General features: G+C 28.6%; 16 protein-coding genes. 5 read left to right on the top strand and 11 right to left on the bottom strand.

All coding sequences use genetic code 11. The annotated features are described in order from the left end of the window. The first annotated feature begins 109 nt into the window (after nucleotides 1-109). The 4 genes from FZC36_RS01515 (at nucleotide 110) to FZC36_RS01500 (ending at nucleotide 3,848) form a co-directional block, all read left to right on the top strand. Nucleotides 110-1,537 carry a terminase large subunit domain-containing protein gene (locus FZC36_RS01515; RefSeq protein WP_148972235.1) on the top strand — a complete coding sequence of 476 codons (1,428 nt, stop codon included), beginning with the start codon at nucleotides 110-112 and terminating at the stop codon, nucleotides 1,535-1,537. A gap of 92 nt (nucleotides 1,538-1,629) precedes the next feature. Beyond that, complete coding sequence (locus tag FZC36_RS01510) at nucleotides 1,630-2,046, top strand: single-stranded DNA-binding protein (protein WP_187440080.1); 417 nt, start codon at nucleotides 1,630-1,632, stop codon at nucleotides 2,044-2,046. A gap of 355 nt (nucleotides 2,047-2,401) precedes the next feature. Next, a complete protein-coding gene (locus tag FZC36_RS01505) occupies nucleotides 2,402-2,965 on the top strand; it encodes a hypothetical protein (RefSeq protein ID WP_148972233.1) in 564 nt (187 codons plus the stop codon). An 88-nt stretch (nucleotides 2,966-3,053) separates the two neighbouring features. Next, complete coding sequence (locus FZC36_RS01500; RefSeq protein ID WP_187440079.1) at nucleotides 3,054-3,848, top strand: pseudouridine synthase; 795 nt, start codon at nucleotides 3,054-3,056, stop codon at nucleotides 3,846-3,848. Nucleotides 3,849-4,176: 328 nt separating this feature from the next. Here the strand turns inward: FZC36_RS01500 and gyrA are convergent, their stop codons facing one another. From gyrA to FZC36_RS01485, 3 genes are all read right to left on the bottom strand, one after another. Beyond that, on the bottom strand, nucleotides 4,177-6,729 hold the full coding sequence (gene gyrA / locus FZC36_RS01495; protein WP_148972231.1) for a DNA gyrase subunit A: 2,553 nt from the start codon (nucleotides 6,727-6,729) through the stop codon (nucleotides 4,177-4,179). A 266-nt stretch (nucleotides 6,730-6,995) separates the two neighbouring features. Then, nucleotides 6,996-8,318 (bottom strand): hypothetical protein, encoded by a 1,323-nt coding sequence (locus FZC36_RS01490; protein WP_148972230.1) that lies wholly within the window; start codon nucleotides 8,316-8,318, stop codon nucleotides 6,996-6,998. Between the two features lie 47 nt (nucleotides 8,319-8,365). Continuing rightward, the gene (locus tag FZC36_RS01485; RefSeq protein ID WP_148972229.1) at nucleotides 8,366-8,602 is read right to left on the bottom strand and encodes a hypothetical protein; all 237 of its coding nucleotides are present in this window, start codon (nucleotides 8,600-8,602) and stop codon (nucleotides 8,366-8,368) included. A gap of 300 nt (nucleotides 8,603-8,902) precedes the next feature. Between FZC36_RS01485 and FZC36_RS01480 the strand changes: the two genes are divergently transcribed. After that, complete coding sequence (locus tag FZC36_RS01480) at nucleotides 8,903-9,739, top strand: acetyl-CoA carboxylase carboxyltransferase subunit beta (RefSeq protein WP_148972228.1); 837 nt, start codon at nucleotides 8,903-8,905, stop codon at nucleotides 9,737-9,739. 277 nt (nucleotides 9,740-10,016) lie between these two features. Here FZC36_RS01480 and FZC36_RS01475 read toward each other — a convergent pair whose 3' ends face one another. The 8 genes from FZC36_RS01475 to FZC36_RS01440 all read right to left on the bottom strand — a co-directional run bounded on the left by FZC36_RS01475 (nucleotide 10,017) and on the right by FZC36_RS01440 (nucleotide 21,721). Then, entirely contained in the window at nucleotides 10,017-11,795 is a 1,779-nt protein-coding gene (locus FZC36_RS01475) for a hypothetical protein (RefSeq protein ID WP_148972227.1), read from the bottom strand. Between the two features lie 72 nt (nucleotides 11,796-11,867). Next, complete coding sequence (glyA, locus tag FZC36_RS01470; protein WP_420887541.1) at nucleotides 11,868-13,100, bottom strand: serine hydroxymethyltransferase; 1,233 nt, start codon at nucleotides 13,098-13,100, stop codon at nucleotides 11,868-11,870. Between the two features lie 149 nt (nucleotides 13,101-13,249). After that, nucleotides 13,250-14,359 (bottom strand): PCRF domain-containing protein, encoded by a 1,110-nt coding sequence (locus FZC36_RS01465; RefSeq protein WP_148972225.1) that lies wholly within the window; start codon nucleotides 14,357-14,359, stop codon nucleotides 13,250-13,252. 32 nt (nucleotides 14,360-14,391) lie between these two features. Continuing rightward, the gene (locus FZC36_RS01460) at nucleotides 14,392-15,810 is read right to left on the bottom strand and encodes a histidine--tRNA ligase (RefSeq protein ID WP_148972224.1); all 1,419 of its coding nucleotides are present in this window, start codon (nucleotides 15,808-15,810) and stop codon (nucleotides 14,392-14,394) included. 200 nt (nucleotides 15,811-16,010) lie between these two features. Next, nucleotides 16,011-16,745, bottom strand: coding sequence for a hypothetical protein (locus FZC36_RS01455; RefSeq protein ID WP_148972223.1), 735 nt, complete (start codon nucleotides 16,743-16,745; stop codon nucleotides 16,011-16,013). A gap of 119 nt (nucleotides 16,746-16,864) precedes the next feature. Then, a complete protein-coding gene (locus FZC36_RS01450) occupies nucleotides 16,865-18,481 on the bottom strand; it encodes a cysteine--tRNA ligase (RefSeq protein ID WP_187440078.1) in 1,617 nt (538 codons plus the stop codon). A gap of 177 nt (nucleotides 18,482-18,658) precedes the next feature. Continuing rightward, entirely contained in the window at nucleotides 18,659-20,986 is a 2,328-nt protein-coding gene (gene lon / locus FZC36_RS01445; protein ID WP_148972221.1) for an endopeptidase La, read from the bottom strand. A 105-nt stretch (nucleotides 20,987-21,091) separates the two neighbouring features. Next, nucleotides 21,092-21,721: an alpha/beta hydrolase gene (locus FZC36_RS01440; RefSeq protein ID WP_148972220.1), complete on the bottom strand. Its 630-nt coding sequence runs from the start codon at nucleotides 21,719-21,721 to the stop codon at nucleotides 21,092-21,094. Nucleotides 21,722-21,806: the final 85 nt, after the last annotated feature.

The raw sequence follows: 21,806 nt of genomic DNA, 5'->3' as shown, positions 1-21,806 counted from the left end.
GAAAATTCCATAATACTATTCAAATATTGGATTGTTTTTGAATAAAATATTCCCTAAATACAAGAAACAAAATTGAAAATTAATTGTATGAAAATGTATCATATTATATGTGATTACAACTGAAGAATATGAAAGAACTAAAATTTTAAATGAAACAAAAAACGAATCAAAGCAAGAACTAATAAACAAACAAAACAACTTAACTGTATCAGAAGAGTTATCAATGTCAGAGAAATTATCTAGCATATCAAGAAAATTATGTATGCCAAGACGCTTATCTAGTAAATTATCCAAATTAAGAAATATGCTTACTTCCTTTTCTCATAAAAAGAAAAAGCAGTACGATTGGAACAATTTGGCTAGGGAATCTCAGAGAATTCCACAATCAAATTGGGATACATGGTTAATAATGGCTGGAAGAGGTTTTGGAAAAACAAGAACTGGAGCTGAATCCATAAAGTTATTGATAGAACAAGGCTACAAAAGAGTTTGCTTGTTAGGAAGAACTATAGATGAAGTTAAAAAAATAATGATAAATGGGAATAGTGGATTGCTAAACATATACCCTGAAGGAAATAAGCCTAAGTTTTTAGAATCTAAAAATATTATAAAGTGGAAAAATGGAGCTGTTGCAGAAATACATAGTTCAGAATCTTATGAAAGCTTAAGAGGACCGCAATTTGATTTAGCCTGGGTAGATGAATTAGCAAAGTTTAGCAATGTAGATCAGGTTTGGGATCAGCTCATGATGACAATGAGATTAGGGAATCCTAAAACAATAATTACAACTACACCTCGTAATTTAAGTTTGCTAGATAAATTAATGAAACAAGAAAATGTGTTTGTTACAAAAGGTAAAACTTTAGAAAACAAAGAAAACCTTTCAGAAACTTTTTTGAAGAATGTTTATGGTCAGTATTCTAGTACTAATTTTGGGTTGCAAGAATTAGATGGAGAAATAGTTAAAGAGTTTGAGTTCTGGAATCAAAGTATGTTTGTTTATGAAAGTCTAGATAACTTGGATATAAGAATGTCAGAAAAAATAGTTATTTCAATTGATCCAGCTATAACAAGTAAAGATAATAGTGATGAAACTGGAATTATAGTTGGAATGAAGCTTAATAATGGTAAGATTTATATTTTAGAAGATTGTAGTGGAAAGTGGGGAGTTAATCAGTGGCCTGCTCTTTGTGTAGATTTGTATAAAAAATACAAAGAAAAGTGTAGGAATGTGAGAATCATAGCTGAAAACAATCAAGGTGGAGATATGATAGAGCAATTGATCAGAAGTGAATTACGAGACGTTGATTTTCTCTCTAAGAGGAGCTATCAAAGTAAGAAAAACAGAGCAGCCCCTATTTCTTGTTTGTACCAAAAAAACAAAGTTATTCATGTGAATAAATTTGAAAAACTTGAACAGCAAATGATTGATTTTCCTTCAAAGAAATCTCCAGATAGGCTTGATGCACTGTGTATGTCCGTAAATGAATTACAGGTTAGTGACTCATCTTCTTATAGCAAAATCATGTTTATTTAAATTTATGTTTATTTTGAATTAATATTTATTTATTTAGTATAGAGAAAACATTACATCTTTCTATTAACATATGCTTTATGCTAGAATCCCTCATGGCGTTTTCTATAAACATGGTAATAGTATCTGGTAATGTGGGCAGTGATCCAGAAATAAAGCAAATGAACAGCGGAAAAGGTAAGTTTGTTACATTTCCAATTGCTGTAGAAGAATTTTGGACAAATAAAGAAACTGGTGAGAAAAATTCTAAAACTAGTTGGTTTAAAATAATATCTTTCAATCCTTACTTAGTTGAGCTTTCAGAGAGAAAAATCAACAAAGGTTCAAAGGTTTTTATTAAAGGTAAATTAAAGAAATCTACATGGACTGATGAGAACAACAAATCTATGAGCTCCATAAACATAGAGCCTTCAGATATTTCTGTACTTGGATCAAAAGCAAACGAAGGAACTTCAGAAGGTGGAAATGACTTTGAATCTTCTGGAAATGAATTCGAAGATCTACCAATATAATTAAATAAAATCTCGTTACTTAGTTATTTAAATTATTTGTATAATTTATATGAATGATTAAGTATTATAAGTGATTTTACTTTATATAATCTTGCTCATAGCTTTGTTTTATGTAATTTATGAATTGTTTCTTATGTTATTTAATGAGGCTAATTCAATCTAAAGCAAGATTAACTCGATCTAAAATTTCAAATCTTAAACAATACTAACACTAATTAAACTATTTGTAGTATTTGTGCCTAATACTCTTTTATATTTTACTATAAATATTTTCTACTCAAGCTTTTTTTACTGTTAAAGATTTTTTAATAGGAATTTTATGTAAAAAAAATAAAAACTATACTACAATGTAGGGATGCTTAAGAAAATATTAAAAAAATACACAACGTTTATTGCTTTGCTTGTTTTTATTCCAGTTATTTATATTTTCTGGTTTAAGGATTGCAAAATTTGTAGAAGAGGAATGAAAGTCTATGGAGAGAATAAAAAAGTAATCGATATTAGGAAAATGAAAGATCCTTCTATAATTGCTTTTCTTTCTATAGATTTTAAAAATTTACCTATTTCTAGAGAAAATTACCTTATGATATTTCAAATGAATAATGTACATGATTTGATGGATAAAAATAATATCAAACAAATTATAGTTATAGATGGTAGAAATATTAAACAAGAACAAGAAGAATCTATAATAAGTGGATTAAATAAAATAAAAAGAGGAAATAAAAGCGATCTTGAGTTTTATATAGATAGAAATGGTAGTGTGATTAATCTGTTGAAATTAAAATCCTTCCCTAGCCTAATAATGATAAAGAATGGTAAGCAGTTATTCAAAACTTCCGAGGTTTCTGATCTTAATATTTTTAATATGTTTAGTAATATTTCCAGTTACCTTGGAATAAGTATAGGAACTTCTTAAGTTCATTTTTTGCTTAGTCCTTTATAATATTTCCATTGCTTCTGGCTATTTCTGTGATTTAGATTAAAATGAACTAAGTTTGAGTAAAGTGAATTCTAATTTAAAAAAAATAGCACATGTAATATCTTTAAAAGGGTTTACCAGTAGAAGAAAAGCTGAGAAGTTAATTAATGAAGGTAAGGTTTTTGTAAATGATACAAAAGTAGAATCATGTGCAATAAGAATTTCTGAAGATGATTCTATAAAAATAAATGGAGTTCATTTAGAAAAAGCAGAGTTTGAATTTTATATTCTTTATAAGCCGATTATGTATATATGTAGTCATAATGGACAAAATAAATTTAAAACTATATTTGACTATGTTAAGAGAAAAAATTTACCCTATCTAACTTTTATAGGAAGATTGGATTATATGTCAGAAGGTTTAATCTTTTTAACAAATAATTCCACACTAGTTGATAAGTTTTCTAAATTATATAAAAGAGTATATGAGTTAAGAGTAAACAAGGTGCCGCAGTCTTTTATAGAAGATATAAAGAATCCTATAGTAGATTTTATGAATTTAAAGCCTATTAAGCTTCTTAAAAACGAAATTTTTATGCAAAAAGTAGGTAGAGTTGATAAAGATATTAATAAAAACAATACGGTTAATGAGCATAAAAGTAATAATTGCTTTATAAGAAAAGAAAATGTAATAACTTTAGAATTATCAGAAGGTAAAAACAGAGAAATAAGAAAACTATGTGAAAAACATGGAATGACTATTTTCATGCTTAAAAGAATATCTTACGGACCGTTTAGTTTGGCTGATTTAGGAAGAAATTCAATAAAGAAGATTAGTAAAGATTCTTTCTTAAAAAAAGTACCAAGCTGCGATATTTAATAATTAATAGCTTTATTAAAATGCTATTTTTCTTGAAATTGTTAAGAGTTTTTTATAGGTACAGTGAGATTGTTATTTATTACTTTGATAATTATTTAATGAATCAAATATATAAATGATTGTATGCATGATTGTATGCAAGGTATAAAAAACATAATATAAAAAATTTCAATTATAAAACTATTTTTATTTTGAGGTTTAAAAAACAAAAAATCCATTTGCTTGATATGTATTTTTTTTACAAAACTGTATTAAATATTAAATTTAAGGTTAATGTGCTTTATGAGCATTATGCTCAAAGCTATTTTTATTATAAATATAGAAATACTTATTCAGAAATTTCTTCATCTTTTATATCTTTTACAACTACTACATCAGATATAGCATCACTTTCTTGTAGCTTTGTTAAAATCACACCCTGAGTTTTCCTTCCAGAAACTCTTATATTTTCAACATTAAATCTAATGACCTGCCCTTGCTTTGTCATCATTATTATTTCAGTTTCATCAGAGACTTCATAAGCTCCAACTACTTTTCCAGTTTTTTCTGTGACATTTAATGCAGAAACTCCTTTTGCTCCTCTTCCAGAGATTTTGTAATTGGATTTCGAGCTTCTCTTTCCATATCCTTTTTCACTTATTGTTAAAATAAGGCTGTCTTTTGATTCTCCAATTAGATCCGCAGAAACTATTTTATTCTTTTCTGTATCACTTAGGTTCATTCCTCTAACACCTCTGGAAGATCTGCTCTGGAATACTCTTATATCAGAAACAGAAAATCTAGTAATTTTTCCTAAAGAAGAAACTAATAATATATCATCTATGTCTTGGCATACCAAAACTTTTAATAGATCTTCGCCTTCATCAAGCTTGATGGCAATTTTACCGTTTGATCTTATTTTTTCGAAATCTGAAAGGTTATTTTTTCTGACATATCCTTTAGATGTGATAAACATTAATCTTAAGCTATCTTCTCTTGTAAGAGGAAATACCACTGATCCTGTTATCTTTTCATTCTCAGAAAGTGGGAAAATATTTACAATTGATTTTCCTCTACCTTGTCCTGAAGATATCAAAGGAAGTCTGTATGTTTTTATAGGATAAGCGTATCCTGTGTTGCTGAAGAATACTATTTCTTGGTGAGTATTTGCAGTGAATATGTTTTCTATTGGATCAGAAATATCCATTCCTTGCTTCCCTTTTCCTCCTCGTTTTTGCAGTCTGTATGAAGAAAGTGGGATTCTTTTTACATATCCTTTTTTACTTATACTAACTACCATATCCTCAGATTCTATGTAATCTTCATCTGAATCTTCTCCTAATGAACTTTCTATAGCGCTTCTTCTTTTATTTCCGAATTTTTCTTTTATCTCTATAAGTTCATTTTTTATGATTTCAAATCTTTTTTCAGAATTGTTCAATATTTCTATATATTGCTTTATATTATCTCCTAAGATTTTTATTTGCTCTTCTAATTTATCTCTTTCAAGTCCTGTAAGTTTTTGCAGCTTCAAGTTTAGAATTGCTTTTGCCTGTTCTTCAGAGAATGTATAAGTTTCGTATACGTTTGTATCACCTAAGATTTTTAAGTAAATTTCTATATCATTCCACTTCCATTTTATGCTTTGTAATTTCTCTTGCGCTTCAGATGTGTTAGAAGATGATTTAATGCATGCAATAACTTCATCTAGCTTTCTGAGAGCTAAAGCCAGTCCCCACAAAATATGAGATTTAGATCTTGCGTTTCTTAGGAAGAAATTTGTTCTTCTTATAAGTACTTTTTCTCTGGAATTTAAGAATATATCTAATACTTCTTTAAGTCCTAATCTTTGAGGTCTGTTTTTGTTCAATGCAAGCATATTTACATGCATAGAAGATTGCATTTGAGTGAATTTGTATACTCTGTTCATTACCAAGTCAGAGTTTGAATCTTTTTTAAGCTCTAAAACAACTCTCATTCCATCTCTGTTTGATTCATCTCTAAATGTATGGATGCTAGACAGTGTTTCTGTTTGCATTAGCTCAGAAATTTTATCCATCAATATTTCTTTATTTATTTGATAAGGTATAGATTTTATAACCAATGCATCTCTTCCATTTACATTTTCTTGTGTTATTAACCCTCTTACTACAAAGCTACCTTTACCTTTTTCATATACATCTTTTAATCCTTTGCTTCTAAAGATTATTCCACCTAAAGGGAAATCAGGAGCTGGCAAGTATTCCATTAAAGATAGAGAATCTAAATCTCTGTTTTCTATCAAAGCACATGTAGCATCAATAACCTCTGACAAGTTATGCGGAGGTATAAATGTAGCCATTCCTACAGCAATTCCATTTGCACCATTTACCAAAAGGTTTGGGAAACGAGCAGGAAGTACGTTGGGCATTTTTAGAGTTCCATCATAGTTCAAAGACATGTCTACTGTGTCTTTTTCGTAATCCTCTAAAAGATAGTTTGAAACTTTAGAAAGTCTAGCCTCTGTATAACGCATTGAAGCAGGCTTATCTCCATCTATAGAACCAAAGTTACCTTGTCCATCTATAAGTGGAGCGTACATAGAGAAATTTTGCCCCATTCTAGTCATAGCATCATATATAGCAGCTTCACCATGAGGGTGATACTTACCAAGAACATCACCAACTATTCTGGCAGATTTTCTGTGTGGATTTTCGTATACACAGTTCTCTTCTATCATTGAGTATAAAATTCTTCTTTGTACAGGTTTTAATCCATCATAAGCATCTGGAACAGCTCTGCTTATAATAACACTCATTGAGTAATCTAAATAAGAAGCTTGTAGCTCTTTTTCAAAAAACTTAAATGGTTTTGAAATTTTTTGTTCTTCACTAGGTGTATCTGAAAGATCTTTTATATTCATCTGTATTTATATTAAATTTTATTATCTTTTATGTCTATCGTTAAGCTTGCTAATTAAGCTGTATTTAGCTAATTAGTCAGGTTTTTGCATATATGGACTGGTTAAAAGTAAATTTGGCATGATTTGCACAGTTACACTTTGTTTTGTTTATTGTAATTTTAGGGTTGTGATAGGAATAATAAGACAGTGTTTAAAGTATGTTAAATAAATCATACTCATATTCAAATAAGTCATGTTACTGTTTTTATTTTAGTGTGTAAGTTTAATTATCTTACTTTTATATCTGCAATTCCAGAATCTTTTACTTTGTTAATCTGAATATTCGCTATTTGTCTTGCAATTTTGCCCATTACACCCCTACTTGCTCCATCTTTACTAGACCCATGAGGTAATGCAAATCTAACAGCCATATTGTTTATGTGAAAACTTACATGAGATCCTTTTATATTAATTTTATTTACTTCGTCATATAAATTTGTGTGTTTTAACCACTTTGATATAAGCTTTATCATATTTTGTTTTTTTAACGATTTTTTATTTTCTGCATGGCTATATAAAGCTTCTGTCATAAAATCTATTTTTTCATCTTCAGTGCTTTCTATTACAAGTTCTTCTTCAGGTTCAGTATTGTTTTCGTATTCATCTTTGCTCAATGGTGCGATTTCTATTTTATCTTGATCTTCTCCATGTGTTTCTGATTCTTTCTCATCTATTTCTACTTCTTTGCTTGTTAATTCTTCTATTTCATGTTCCGATTCTTCTACGAATTCTTCTTCACACTGTTCTTCCAACTTTTCTGTAACTTTTATTTTACTAGATTTATTCTTTCTACTCTTATGTTTTTTACCTTTCTTCCCTTTTGCCTTCTTAGAGATTGATTTTGCTTTTTTTAGTTCTTCTTCATTTTGTTTTTCATATTTTGCTAAATATTCAGAGAAATCTAAAAACAATGACATAGCAGTATCAATATCACTTTCTGTAACAGTTATGAGCTCCATTATATCAAAAAACATTTTTTGAGTTATTTGGTTAAACATATACATTTTATCTTTTTTACAAAATAATTCATTTTTATATTTTTTAATAAAATTTTTAACTAGACATGGTTTTTCTTTTTCTATGGTGCTTTCATGTTGGAAAAACATGGAATTCTCAAAATTTCTTTCTATTCCATATGAAAGAATAAAATTAAGGTAACCATGATCTTTTGAAATTCTAAATAATGGTTTTTCAAAAATTTTACCTTCATGAATTAATACTATAAGTGAGTGTCTTCCAATAAAAATACTTTTATAATTCAGCTTTAGGATTGTATCAAAAACAAATGGAATACTTCTGCCAAGGCAATCTTTTATAAATATTATTTTAAGTGGAGCATTATTTTTAGAATTATATAACCCTTTATAATTTATTGTATATTCTGCTCCACTTTTTATTTCTAACTTTACACTAACCCTATTGAAAAACTCAATTAAATTTGAGAATCCAGTACAAAATTTTTCATACTTATATTTTTCTATTTTTTCGTTCAAGTCTTTAGGGTTGCTATGTTCAATCTGTTGTTCATATAATTCCGAATCAATTCTCATAAATTCATAGAACCTTGCTAAGTAGTGTATAATAAGATGTTTATTTTTTAATAACTCTTTGAGCCTTTAGGGTTTTCTATTAATTCTGTAAATTTAAGTCCCTTGGCTGCTTCTATGGCTTTTATATATTTCTCAGGAAATTCCGTAAGCTTAACCGAATTTTGAGTGTCCATCAATTCTGGGTTTTCCCTTAATCGTTGTTGTAGACCTGATTCTCCTATTGAAGCTGCGTTTGTGCTTAATATGTGAAAAAATAAGCTTAGTAAGATTAATTTCTTATTCATTTTTAGAATATACACGTAATGTTTGTAGTATTGTAGATTAATAATTGTTTTTTATTTTAATTTGCAGAAAATAATTTAAAAAGATTGTTTGTTTAAATGAAATGGTTGAAATAAATTGGCTTTTCATGCATTTGGTGTACTTTGGGTATAACTTAAGTTTCATTTTAAAGTTATTTTTAACTGTCTTTTGGTGGGTTAATATAGTTAATGTTTATTAAAACCTACAAGTATCATATCACTAACATATGATATTAGGCTTGGTTTATAGATAGATTTCGATTTTTATTGTAGAATTTAGTCATGAACTGGTTTACGGATTGGGTAAAACCAAAATTAAAAAACAAAGCATTGAAAGAAAGTGACTCAAACTTATGGATAAAATGCACAGGGTGTGAAAAGATGATCTTTCGTGAAAAATATGAAAAATTTCTGTCTGTTTGTCCTGAATGTGGATTTCATGGAAGATTAAGTGCTTTAGGTAGAATAAAACATACATTAGATGAGGGCTTTGAGTTGATAGAGTTCAAAGCATCAAAGAAAGATCCTATATCTTTTTACGATGTATCATCCTATATAGAAAAAATAAAAAAAGCACAATCTAGAACTGGGTTGGAAGATGCTTGTTTAGTTGCTAGAGGTAAAATTTTAGGAAGAGAATGCATTGTTTTAGCTATGGATTTCGCTTTTATAGGTGGATCGATGGGTACTTTTGTTGGGAACTCTATATTTGGAGCATGTGAAATGGCAGAAGAAAATAATCTTCCATTTATAACATTTTCTTCTTCAGGTGGGGCTAGAATGCAAGAAGGATTATTTGCTTTAATGCAGATGCCAAGAAGTGTTTTGGCCATAAAAAGTTTAAAGAATGCAAAATTACCATATATTTCTGTAATGTGCGATCCTACTACTGGTGGTGTGGAAGCTTCTTTTTCAATGCTTGGTAGCATAAACATATCAGAACCAAAAGCTACAATAGGATTTGCTGGGATAAGAGTTATTAAAGAAACTATAAACCAAGAACTTCCTAAAGGATTTCAGAAATCTGAATTTCAATTTAAGCACGGTTATTTAGATCAAATAATTGAAAGATCTAAAATGAAAGATGAGCTTTCGAAAGTACTAAGAATATTAAATTGATAAAAAACTAATTAACTTATAATTAGTGCTTTTCTATTAATTTCTATTCATAAAAATAAAGTTGTTTGCTTTGATAATATTGTTTAATTTTTTATTACAACATAATAAATGCTTAAAATAATAGATTAAAAGAGCAAGTTGTTAGTGTTTAGGTTTTTTCTTCTTAATCAGCTGGTTATTAAATAATCTGATAAATTCTATTTTATTGTTTTGATATTTTTAATTATTTCATGCCTGCTTGAATTGTGTGAAAAGCTGTAAGATATGATTTTTTAGATTAATTATTACTACTTTTCTCTGATTCTTGCTTTATTCTAGATATTTGTTTGGCAATTTTACCCATTACATTTTTGCTTGCTCCGTCTGAACTGGATCCATGTGGTAATGCAAACTTAACATACATATTATTTATATGAAAACTTACATGAGATCCTTTTATATTAACTTTATTTACTTTGTCATATAGATTTGTGTGTTTTAACCAGTCTGAAATTATGCTTAGCATGTGATCTTTTTTGAAAATAGATTTTCCTTCTACTTTACTAAGCAATGCATTACTTATTAGATTGATTTTCTCTTCTTTGCTCAAATGAATTGCTCTTCTATTATCAGAAGCAACTTCATCTCCTTCATTTGTTTCTATTGCCAACTCTTCTTCGGTAGCACTTTCTGAATCAGACTTAATCTCTCTTGTAAATTGATCTTCATCTCTTGTGGCTTCTGTATCACTAACTGCCCTTACATCCTGATTGTCTATGATTGCATTTTCAGATTCTTCAATTGTTTCAACATTATCTATATCTACTTCTTCAACTATTTTTTCTTCTTGTTCAGATTCTAATGTTTTTTTAATTTCATGTTTACTTGACAAGATTTTTTTCTTATTTTTTTTCTTTGAACATGTGTTTTTTTTACTTTTCTTCTGAATTTTATGTTCTGTTAGAATTGATTCATGTTCATGATAATTATCTATAGTTTGTAGATAATTAATTAACCCCAAAATTATTTTTTGAGCAGAATCTTCTTGAAAAGTTGCAAGTTTCATTGTATCAAATACCATTTCTTTTGTAATTTTTGTGAACAGTGTATCTTTGTCAGGAAATCCATATCTTTTTATTTCACCAGAGAAAATTATTTTGTCTTTATATTTTTCTACTAATTTTTTCATTAAATCTGAGAATTCTTTTTTCTCTGAATCATTATATAAAAGCTGAGAAACAAAAGTAGCGCTATCTAATCCTTCGCTTTCTCCATATACGAAATGTATACCAGTGTATTTTCTTAGTTCACATATATGTATTGCTGGTTCTTGAATTACATTGCCATTGTAGATCCAAAGTTCAGGTGTTCCAATAAAGCTCCCTAAGAAAATTTCTTTTACACCTAACTTGCAATTTGCATCATAAATAAATGGAACTTTTTTTCCTATATGATCTGTTATAAATCTTATTTTTAGCTTCATTGTGTTTACATCACATTTATCATTTATACTAAAAGCTCTAATATGCTTAGATACACATGTAAATTCATTTTCTAACTTTACTTTTTCATTGACTCTATAAAAAAATTCCACCAGATATGCTATTTCATTCTTGAATTTCTTATTTAGTAATTCACGTGAAGGTTTATCGCTTATGCCTTCATATCTCAAATCTTCAAGTGAATGGTTTTCAAGAATTACTTGAGATTCATATAAAGCAGTCATTATTAGAATTTTATTTTCAAGAATTTCTCTAGAGTTTTTTGGATTTTCTTTGATTTTTAATACTGTATCTGTTGTGACTTCTAATTCCAATTTTTTTGCATCAGTTTCTTTTATATCAGAAAGCATGTTTTTAATCCAAGTTGATATTTTGGTTTGTAGATCTTCAAATGTTAGTTCTTTTACTTCTTCCACTGTTTTGGAAAGATATGCATTTATACTTTTTTTAGTTGAGAGAAATGTATGGCCAAGAACTGATGTTTGAACATTTTTATGTAGATTAGATAGTTCTAATTCATAACTAGAAGTTATATGGTTAGTTAATAATGCAAACAGAATAAGTTTATTTTTCATAATTCTATTTTATAATTCTTTAGAATATTTTCCAGCTCTTTATGTATTTTACCTTCTAATTGCTAGTATGATTTAAAACTCAAGGATAGGAAATTTGTAGCATATTTTTTCTATTTCAGATTTGAAATTATTCTTTCCTTTTGAGTTTATAATTTCTTTAATATATCTTGATATTTCTATAATTGTAGATTTATCTACTTTTCTGGAAGAGCAAGATGGAGTTCCTATTCTTATTCCAGATGTTTCTGCAGGAGATTTTTTATCATTAGGCACTGTGTTTTTATTAACTATAATTCCAGATTCTTCTAACCATTTTTGAGCCTCTTTTCCAGAGCAATCATTTAATTTGACTACAAACATATGTGTATCTGTTCCTCCAGAAATTATTTCAAAATCTGTTGATAATTCATCAGCCATAAGTTGTGCATTTTTAATTACATCTTTTATATAGTTTTTAAAATTTTCTTGATTTGCGCTTTCAAAACAAATTGCTTTTGCTGCTATAGAGTGCATCATAGGCCCTCCTTGTACTGCAGGGAAAGTTCCTTTATTAATCTTATTAAATATATCTGAGTTGTTTGTAAGAATTAGACCTCCTCTTGGTCCTCTTAATGTTTTATGTGTTGTAGATGTTACTACATCTGCTTCATGTATTGGATTAGGGTATTCTTTTGCTGCAATTAATCCAGATACATGAGCTATATCACAAAGCAAAATAGCGCCTACTTCATCACATATAGATCTAAATTTCTTCCAATCTAAAATTCTGCTGTATGATGATATTCCGGCTATAATCATTTTTGGTTTATGTTTTATTGCAAGATCTCTTACTTCATTCATATCTATGATCCCATCGTTATTCACGCCATATGAAATTGAATTATAGAATTGTCCAGAGAAGTTTACTTTAAATCCATGAGTTAAATGCCCTCCAGATTGTAAGGACATCCCTAAAATAGTATCTCCAGGGTTTAAAAGTCCAAAGAAAACTCCCATATTTGCCTGAGATCCAGAATGTGGTTGTACATTTGCATGCTTGGCTCCAAATAATGCACAAGCATTTTCAATCGCTCTTTCTTCTATTTTATCGACTACAGTGCATCCGCCATAGTATCTTTTTCCTGAATAACCTTCAGCATATTTATTTGTTAAGCAAGATCCTTGGGCAATCATAACGTCTTTGGATGTTATGTTTTCTGAAGCTATTAAAGATAAAGTTTCTTTTTGTCTTTTTTCTTCTTCTTTGATTAACTGAAATATACTTTCTTTATTTGTATATTCTTTATTCTCTGCGTTCATATATATCTTATAACATTTTTAAAATTGTATTGTATTATGATTTTAATACTTACTTTGTTATTGATATTTTTTAATTCGTAAAAGAAAAATTTAAGTGAACAAGATTTGTGAGATTATGAACAAGGTTTATGAAAAGCACTAGATATTTCCATTATTTACTCAAGAGATTTTATGATTTTTTCCATTGATTCAAATGTCATGAGGTTTGAATCGTTAATAGAATGTATGGTTACTTTAGATCTGTGGTCTGTAATTCTGTTTTGTGGAAAATTATATGTTCTAATTTTTTCAGATCTATCGGCTGAACCTATTTGCTCCTTTTTTATACTAGCTAAATTTTCTTGTTCTTTTCTTTCCACCATATCTACTAACCTGGTTTTCAAAACTTTCATTCCTTTTTCTTTATTTTTATGTTGAGATTTTTCATCTTGTATGCAAACTGTAATTGTATCTAAATCAGGATCTGAATAGGTTAATCTAACTGCGCTATCAGTTGTATTTACAGATTGCCCGCCAGGTCCGCTAGATCTGTATACATCTACTCTAAGATAATTCTCATCTATTTTTATATCTACATTTTCTTTTTCTTGCATAACAGATACAGCTGATGTAGATGTATGTATTCTTCCAGATGACTCTGTTTTAGGAACTCTTTGCACTCTATGTACACCAGATTCATTTTTTAGTAAATTAAATGCATTTTCTCCACTTATATTTATAATAACTTCCTTCAATCCACCTATATCAGTTATATTTTGGTTTATTATTTCGAATTTAAATTTTCTGTTTGTACAATAATTTGCATACATTGATAATAATAAAGAAGAAAATAAAGCAGCTTCATCTCCTCCTACACCAGGTTTTATTTCCATTATAATTGATTGATCAGATTCTTGGGTTTTGTTTTTTAAATCAGAAAAATCAGTTTTTAATTTTTCTAAATCATTTAAAAGGTCTGATTGCTCTTTTCTTAATTCATTTGCAAATTCATCTTCTTGTTCAAATTTCGACAACTCTTCAATTTGCAAAATGGTATCAAAAGCTAATTCTGCTTTTTTGGATATTTCTAATTCTTTAAAAATCATACCCATTCTCTTATAAACATCTGCTTTTTCTGCTCCACTTAAGAACATATCTTCAGATTTTTTTTCAAGAAATGCATATTCTTCAATGATTTCTTTCCACCAATTATTTTGTTTTGCTTCATCGATTTTAGACAGGATTTTCAATGTATTTTTACTAATATTCCCTGATTTTATATTCATATTAACTCCATTATAATGAATAGTAATTTTATTTAAACAAGAACTGTTTCTATATCATCATAAGAAATGTTTTTTTGCTCTTTTGTAGAGCAGTTTTTTATAGTAATTTTCATTTCATTTCTTTCTTCTTTTCCACAAAAAACAATCATGCTAGGATTTATTTTAGAGAGCTTTTTCATAGATTTCTTCCACTCATCGTGGAACAGAATTAATTTTATGTCACTGTTCTTGTTTATATTTTTTCTAATTTTTTCAGCAACTTTCATTACATAAATATTATTTAAAATATGCTCTTTTTCTGCTTCACTTTCTTCTGGATTGTTCTGTTTTGATTTTTCTAGATTTTCTCCTTCTATACTTATTTCTTTTTCTGCTTTGCTTGTTTTGTTTATAGGAATCACAGCTATGATGTTCTCTTCTGATAATTTGTCAGTATTTATTAGCAATGCCATTCTTTCTAGTCCAAAAGACCATCCAACTCCATTTATGTCAGGACCTCCTAGGCTTTTCACTAAGCCTTGATAGCACCCACCACCTAAAATAGATTTTCCTAGAGATTCGCTTTCATCCTCAAATTCAAATACTGTGTGCTTATAATAATCCAATCCTCTTACTAAATAAGGATCAACTTCAAATGGAACTTTCATTTCTTTAAGCGCTATGCAAACCTTACTAAACCTATCTAAAGATTCCTTGTCCAGAAAATCACTTATTTTTGGAATATTTAATAGCACTTTTTCTTTTGAGCTCATTTTGTCTAGAATTCTTATTGGGTTTTTAATGTCAAAGCTTTTAATTTTATTTATAATCTCAGTTAATTTTTCTGATTTCCTTGGCCCTTCTTCAAAATCTTTTGTATTCTTGCTTGCGCTATTCTCTTTTAAATTTACGAAATCTGTACAATCTTCATGCTTTAGCTTGTAAAATAAACTCTCAATTTCTTTTATATACGTATTTAATGTTTCTTTAGATCCTAGAGTGTTGATTTTTATACTAATATTAATATCTAAATCTTTAACAATTTTGTACGCACATAGAATAACATCTGCATCTACATATGGACTATCTTCTAAAACTTCGCAACCAAGCTGTGTAAATTCTCTTAACCTACCCTTTTGAGGTCTATTGTGTCTGAAAACTGGCCCATAATAGGATACTTTCTTGTTTTGAATTGAGTTGCTTTCTAGCAATGCTCTGATTACAGATGTTGTAAACTCAGGTCTAAGAACAGTATCCATAGAATTACTTTCTTTAGAAATCACGTAGAACATTTCTTTGTTCATTATATCTGAATCTTCGCCTACGCTCCTTGAAAAAAGAGATGCATTTTCTAATATAGATGGATTTATTTGATCAAATCCATGAGTTTTAGTATGAGCTTCGAAAACATTTATTATTTCTCTGTACTTTTTGTAATTTTGTACCCAATCTTTCGTTCCTCTTACTCCCATAAAACCCCTATCAAGGGAATTGTAGCATTAAATGTGATATTAAATGTAGATTCAAAAAATATAAAATAACACTTAAAATATAAAATAATACTTAGTGTGATCAATTTACAAATATTCAATAAATTTATACTTAATAATTATTTTGTGAAAAATAAATCTTTGATTAACTATTGAATATCTATGACTAACTCTTTGACTAATTACTCTTCTCTCTCCATTAGTTGTCTGCACATCCATATAAAAACTTCATCATTAGGAGTTGTCTCTCTGGCCCAGGTTTCTAGATGTAATGCATCTGCATATAGAGCGCTTTTACCTCTCATTCTATAGTGATATTGTAAAAATCTAATCCAAGACCAAGGACTATCTACATTTTGCCACAACCTCATTCTTGACTCTAAATCTTTTGAGTTCAGACTAGAGAACGTTTTTTTCTCTTCTGTGTTAAGAGTTTTTAGCAAGCTTTTGTCTATAAGGTTAATTTTATTTGCGTAATGTAGATCATATAAGTTTTCTACCCAAAGAACATCTTTTACATCATCAAACTTATATCCAAATAGAGAAGAGTAGAAATTAATGAATTTAGTTTTATTCATGATTTTACAATCAACAACTGCTATGTCAGAATAATTTTTTTCACTTTTCTTTATTTCTATTTTTTTATCTACACAAACTATACATTCCCTTTTCCAATTTCCTACATTTAGCTTAAGAATTTTTTTTGCATTTGCTAAAGTAGTTTTGATTTTTACAGGTGGGTTTTGTATTAAACCTAAGCTTAGCATTATGTTTTCTGAAAACTGGTCAAATTCTACATTCTGACCAATAAATTCATCAAAAAAACTTGCAGATAAGGAATCTTCCTCTGAGTAAATAAATATCAATTTATTTTTATTTATCAATCCAAATATATCTGAATATATGTCATAAATCATTTTTCTAATTTCCTATTTAAATTTAATTTTTTATTCATAATTTTACTTTCTTTTATGACTTCCTTCTCATATAACATTTCTTTTATGCTTAGTATAATCTTTTGTACACTTAATTCAATTTAATCCTTTTCCCATTCTGTTCCATTTTTTGTGTCTTTAATAGAAATTCCATTTTCTTTTAATTTATCCCTTATTTCATCAGCTTTTGCGTACATTTTTTCTTTTTTAAACATTTTTCTTTTTTCTATAAGAATTTCTATTTCTTCAGTTAGTATTTGATCGTTTGCCTCGAATATTATTCCTATTAAACTGCAGTTAGCTGCTATTCTACATAACTTCTCACTAACATAGTTACTTTCTGTTCTTCTTGCGCTGTCTATTTCTTTCTGATCATTTAAACCTGATTTGTTGATTTCGTTTTGTAAGCTTTTTAAGTCTTTTGATATTTTTTTTATAGCAGTTGTAGTATTCAAATCATCTGAAATTATTTCTATAAACTCTTCAGTAGGGTTTCCTGGCTGTATTCCTATTAGTTTTTTGCTCCATTTTTTATAAATATTTGATGCTTCATCCAATCCTGACTCAGTCCAATTCATAGGATGTCTATAATGAGCCATAAGTAAGAATAGCCTTACTACCATTGGGTTGTGATTTTCTAGAACATCTTTTAGCAAAAGTGTGTTTCCTATACTTTTAGACATTTTTTCATTATTCATATTTACAAAATTATTATGTATCCAATAATTTGCACATTTTTTCTGACACATTCCCCATGTTTGAGCTATTTCATTTGTATGATGAGGGAAAATTAGATCCTGACCTCCACAGTGTATATCAAATGGAAATCCTAATATTGACTTGCTCATGGTTGTACACTCTATGTGCCAGCCTGGACGACCTCTTCCCCAAGGACTTTCCCAGTAAACATCTTCACTTGGCTTCCATAACACAAAATCTTGATCGGATTTTTTTAAATCATTTTTCTCGATTCTTGCCCCAGACAAAAGATCAGATTTTCCAGAAAATTTTAAGTATTCTTCATATTTTGAAATTTCAAAAAACACATGCTGTGATTTCAGATCAATAGATGAACTTTTACATAAATCTTGAGATTTTATAAAAGCATTTTGATCGTTTGATTCATCTTTATTCTCATTTTTGTTTTTAGAACTGTGCTCTGTTTTATACTCTAAAGAATTACCTTGTGTATTCTCACTTCCATTAGAATTTAACTCAAGATTATCATCAGAAACGTAAGCAAATCCATTTTTTATCAATATTTCTATATCTTCTATTATTTTATCAATAAAATTAGTTGCAAATGGCTCATGAGTAGGATCTAAAACATTCAAATCTGCGCAGTCTTTTTTGAAATTCTTAAATACATTTTTTGTTAGATCTTTAAATTCTATATTTAGCTTTTTTGCTTCAATAATAATTTTATCATCTATATCTGTGACATTTCTTACATATGACACTTTAGGATAATAAAACTTCATTAATCTGAATAAGCAGTCAAAAACAACAAATGATCTAGCATTTCCTACATGTGGAGATCTATATACAGTAGGTCCACATGCATAAATTTTTACATTCTTTTTAGATATAGGGTTGAAAATTTCTTTTGACTTAGAAGCGGTGTTAAAAAGCTTTATTTCAGGTTTTTTTTCATTTCTTGCTGTGCTCTTTTTTGCATTTTGTTCTATATGTATGTTTTTCTCGTTCAAATTTTTCAAAATATCTCCCAGATTGTTGCTTAGTTTATTTTTTTGTATTGTTCTTGATTCTGTAATTATTTTTTAAATATATAATTTGATCATTATTATTAAAGTTTTAAAATTAAAGCTTCATAAATTTGCTTCATAAATCTATTAAAAAAATAGTTTCATATGCCAGCATCTAAATAACATACTTTAAACAATTGCATACTCTAAAACTTCTTCTACTTTGTCACAAAGCATTATGTTAAGTGTTTTTCTAACATTTTCAGGAATCTCTTCTACGCTACATTTATTTTCTTCAGGAAGAATTATATTTCTTATTCCACTTCTATGAGCAGCCAATACTTTTTCTCTAACTCCTCCAATTTTAAGCAACCTTCCTCTTAAGCTGATTTCTCCTGTCATGGCAAGATTGCTTTTGATTTTCTTAGAAGTTAAAGCAGACAAAATAGAGCAGCATGTAGTTATACCAGCAGAAGGTCCATCTTTAGAAATTGCTCCTTCTGGAAAATGAACATGTATATCAGAATTCTTCAAAAGATCTTGATCTATTTTAAATTCTTCTGCTTTGGATTTTAAGAGGCTTAATGCAATTTGTATGGATTCTTTCATAACATCACCCAACTTACCTGTAGTGACTATTTTTCCAGAACCTTTGTAAATTGTAGCCTCTACATACATTATATCTCCACCCATAGGAGTCCAACCCATTCCAGTTGTTACTCCAGTTCTGTCAACTAATTCAGCTGCATCAGATGAGTATTTCTCTATTCCGCAGAAATCTTTTACATTTTCTTTGTGAATTTCTATAGAATTTATGCTTTCACTTTCTATTTTCTTCAAAACTTTTCTAGAAATTTTTGCTATCTCTCTATCTAAGTTTCTTACTCCAGCTTCTCTTGTGTGTTTCCTAATTACTTCTTCTATTGATCCTTCAGAAAAAGTAATTTCATCGTTTTTTAGGTGATGAAGTTCTTTTTGCTTAGGTATTAAATGTTTCTCAGCTATTTTCACTTTTTCTTGTTCTGTATATCCACTTAGGTTTATTACATCAAGTCTATCTAAAAGAGCTGGAGGTAAGTTAAGCTCATTTGCAGTTGCTATAAACATGCAATCAGAAAGATCGTACTCTAGTTCTAAATAATGATCTTGGAAATGAGAGTTCTGCTCTGGATCTAGAACTTCTAGCAATGCAGAGGCAGGATCTCCTCTATAACTGTAATTTATGCTTCCTATTTCATCTAATAATACTAATGGATTTGAAAAATTTGCTTTCTTTAATCCTTGAATGATTTTTCCAGGCATTGCTCCTACATAAGTTCTTCTGTGTCCCCTAATTTCAGCTTCGTCTTGGACTCCTCCTAAAGGTATTCTTACAAATGATCTGCCCATTGCTTCAGCTATGTTTTTTGCTAAAGAAGTTTTTCCTACACCTGGAGGTCCTAAGAAACAAAGTACAGAATTTTTCACACTTTTAGATCTTTTTTGCAAAGCAAGTAATTCAAATATTATTTCTTTTATTTTTTCTAAACCATAATGATTATTATCTAGAATTTTCTTTGCTTTTCTAAAGCTTTCATTTAATTTCTGCTTTTTATTCCAAGGTAGTTCTAAAACAACTTCTAAATAATTTCTTACTATAGAAGCTTCTGAAGAAAGTGGGCTCATTGTGCTAAGCTTTTTTATTTCTTGATTTAATTTTTCCTTAGCTTCTTTAGAAAGCTTAAGAGTTTTTATTTTTTTCTTATAATTAGATATTTCGTTTTCTTCACCAGAGTTCAATTCTTTTTGTATAGCTTTTATTTGCTCTTGAAGAATATAGTCTCTTTGTGTTTTTGCAACTTGTTTCTTTATCCTTTTTCTTATTTTATCTTCTAATTCTACAGCTTCTATTTCTGATTCTATTAGTTGATTAATGAGATTTACTCTTTTTTCTAAATTAAGCTCTTCTAAGATTTCTTGTTTTTGATGAAGTTTCAAGAATGTATTTTCAGTTATAATATCTGATATTCTTCCTGCATCGCTCATAGAAGATATGGAAACAAGAAGATCTGAAGGATATTGCCCAACTATTTTTAAATATTGCCCAAAAGATTTTATCAAACTTCTTATTGAAATAGATTCACTTTTAAATTCATTTTTTTCTTCTTGTAAAATTTCGAAAGTTGCTTCTAAAAATGGATCAGTTTTTAGTTCCTTTTTTATTTTTACTCTTTTCTTTCCTTCTACAAAAATTTTAAGAGTTCCATCACTAAGCTCAAAAACGTAAGCTATCTCTCCTAATGTTCCTATTTTATATAAGTCATCGAATGTTGGGGATTCTACTAAAGGATCTTTTTGTGTTAAAAAAACAACCTCTTTCCCTTTTTTGTACTCAATAGCTTTTGCAGATATTTTTCTTCCTATAAATATTGGCAAGACACTTCCAGGTATCATGACAGAATTTTTCAATGGTATAACTGCTATAGATCTTTCTGACTTATCTAAATGAATTTCAGAATTTTTTTCTTCTAAGGTCATCCTTATTACTTTGACAATTACTTTCAAATGATGCAATAAGTAAAACAAAAAAAACAAAACAAAATCAATTAAAATTAAGTAAAAACCAATTAAATTTAGTTTAAATTAACCATTTATCCATTTTTTTAAGGTCTGCACTGTTTTTTTACAAGCTTCTGAATTTATTTCATGATTCATTCCTTCTATAACATGAAAATCGTGATCTATATTCCAAGATTTTAACGTAAAGATAGTTTGTGCAGACCAAAGAAGTGGGATTACAGAATCTTCTGTTCCATGTATCATGCAAAATTTAGATTCTAGAGATGGCTTTTTTTCTAACAAAGCCCCTCCAGATAAAGAAATAGCGCCAACTATATTTTGACAATTATCAAAAGATTCTTTTCCTAGGAATGCTGAGTAAGCAGAAACTATCCCTCCTTGAGAAAATCCTGTAAAAATAATTTTTCTATCCAGAATTCCATGATGATTTATTCTTTCTTTAATATAATCAAAGCTATTTCTCATTCCAGATATCCAGTTGTTTATATTTTTGCCCATTTTGAACCAGCTGTAGCCGCCTTGCTCTAATTGCAAAGGTGCATTTATTCCTAACACACAGGAATTAGGAATTTCAGATTTTATTCTTGTTCCTAGTGATTCTAGATCAGGGGATGATGATCCATATCCGTGCAAACAGATGACCACATCTCCATTTCCATCTATTATCCAATCTTTTTCTACATAACTAATCATGTAGTAAAAATATTTCAAAAAAAGATCAAAATCTATAGAAGAATAAATAAATATTTTAATACAATATGATTTTTGTGATTTATAT

This window comes from Candidatus Nesciobacter abundans, assembly GCF_008189525.1.
Taxonomy (GTDB): Bacteria; Pseudomonadota; Alphaproteobacteria; order CAJXXZ01; family 1604HC; genus Nesciobacter; species Nesciobacter abundans.
The sequence above is the reverse complement of the archived record's forward strand: the minus strand, read 5'-3'. Positions and strand labels throughout refer to the sequence as shown.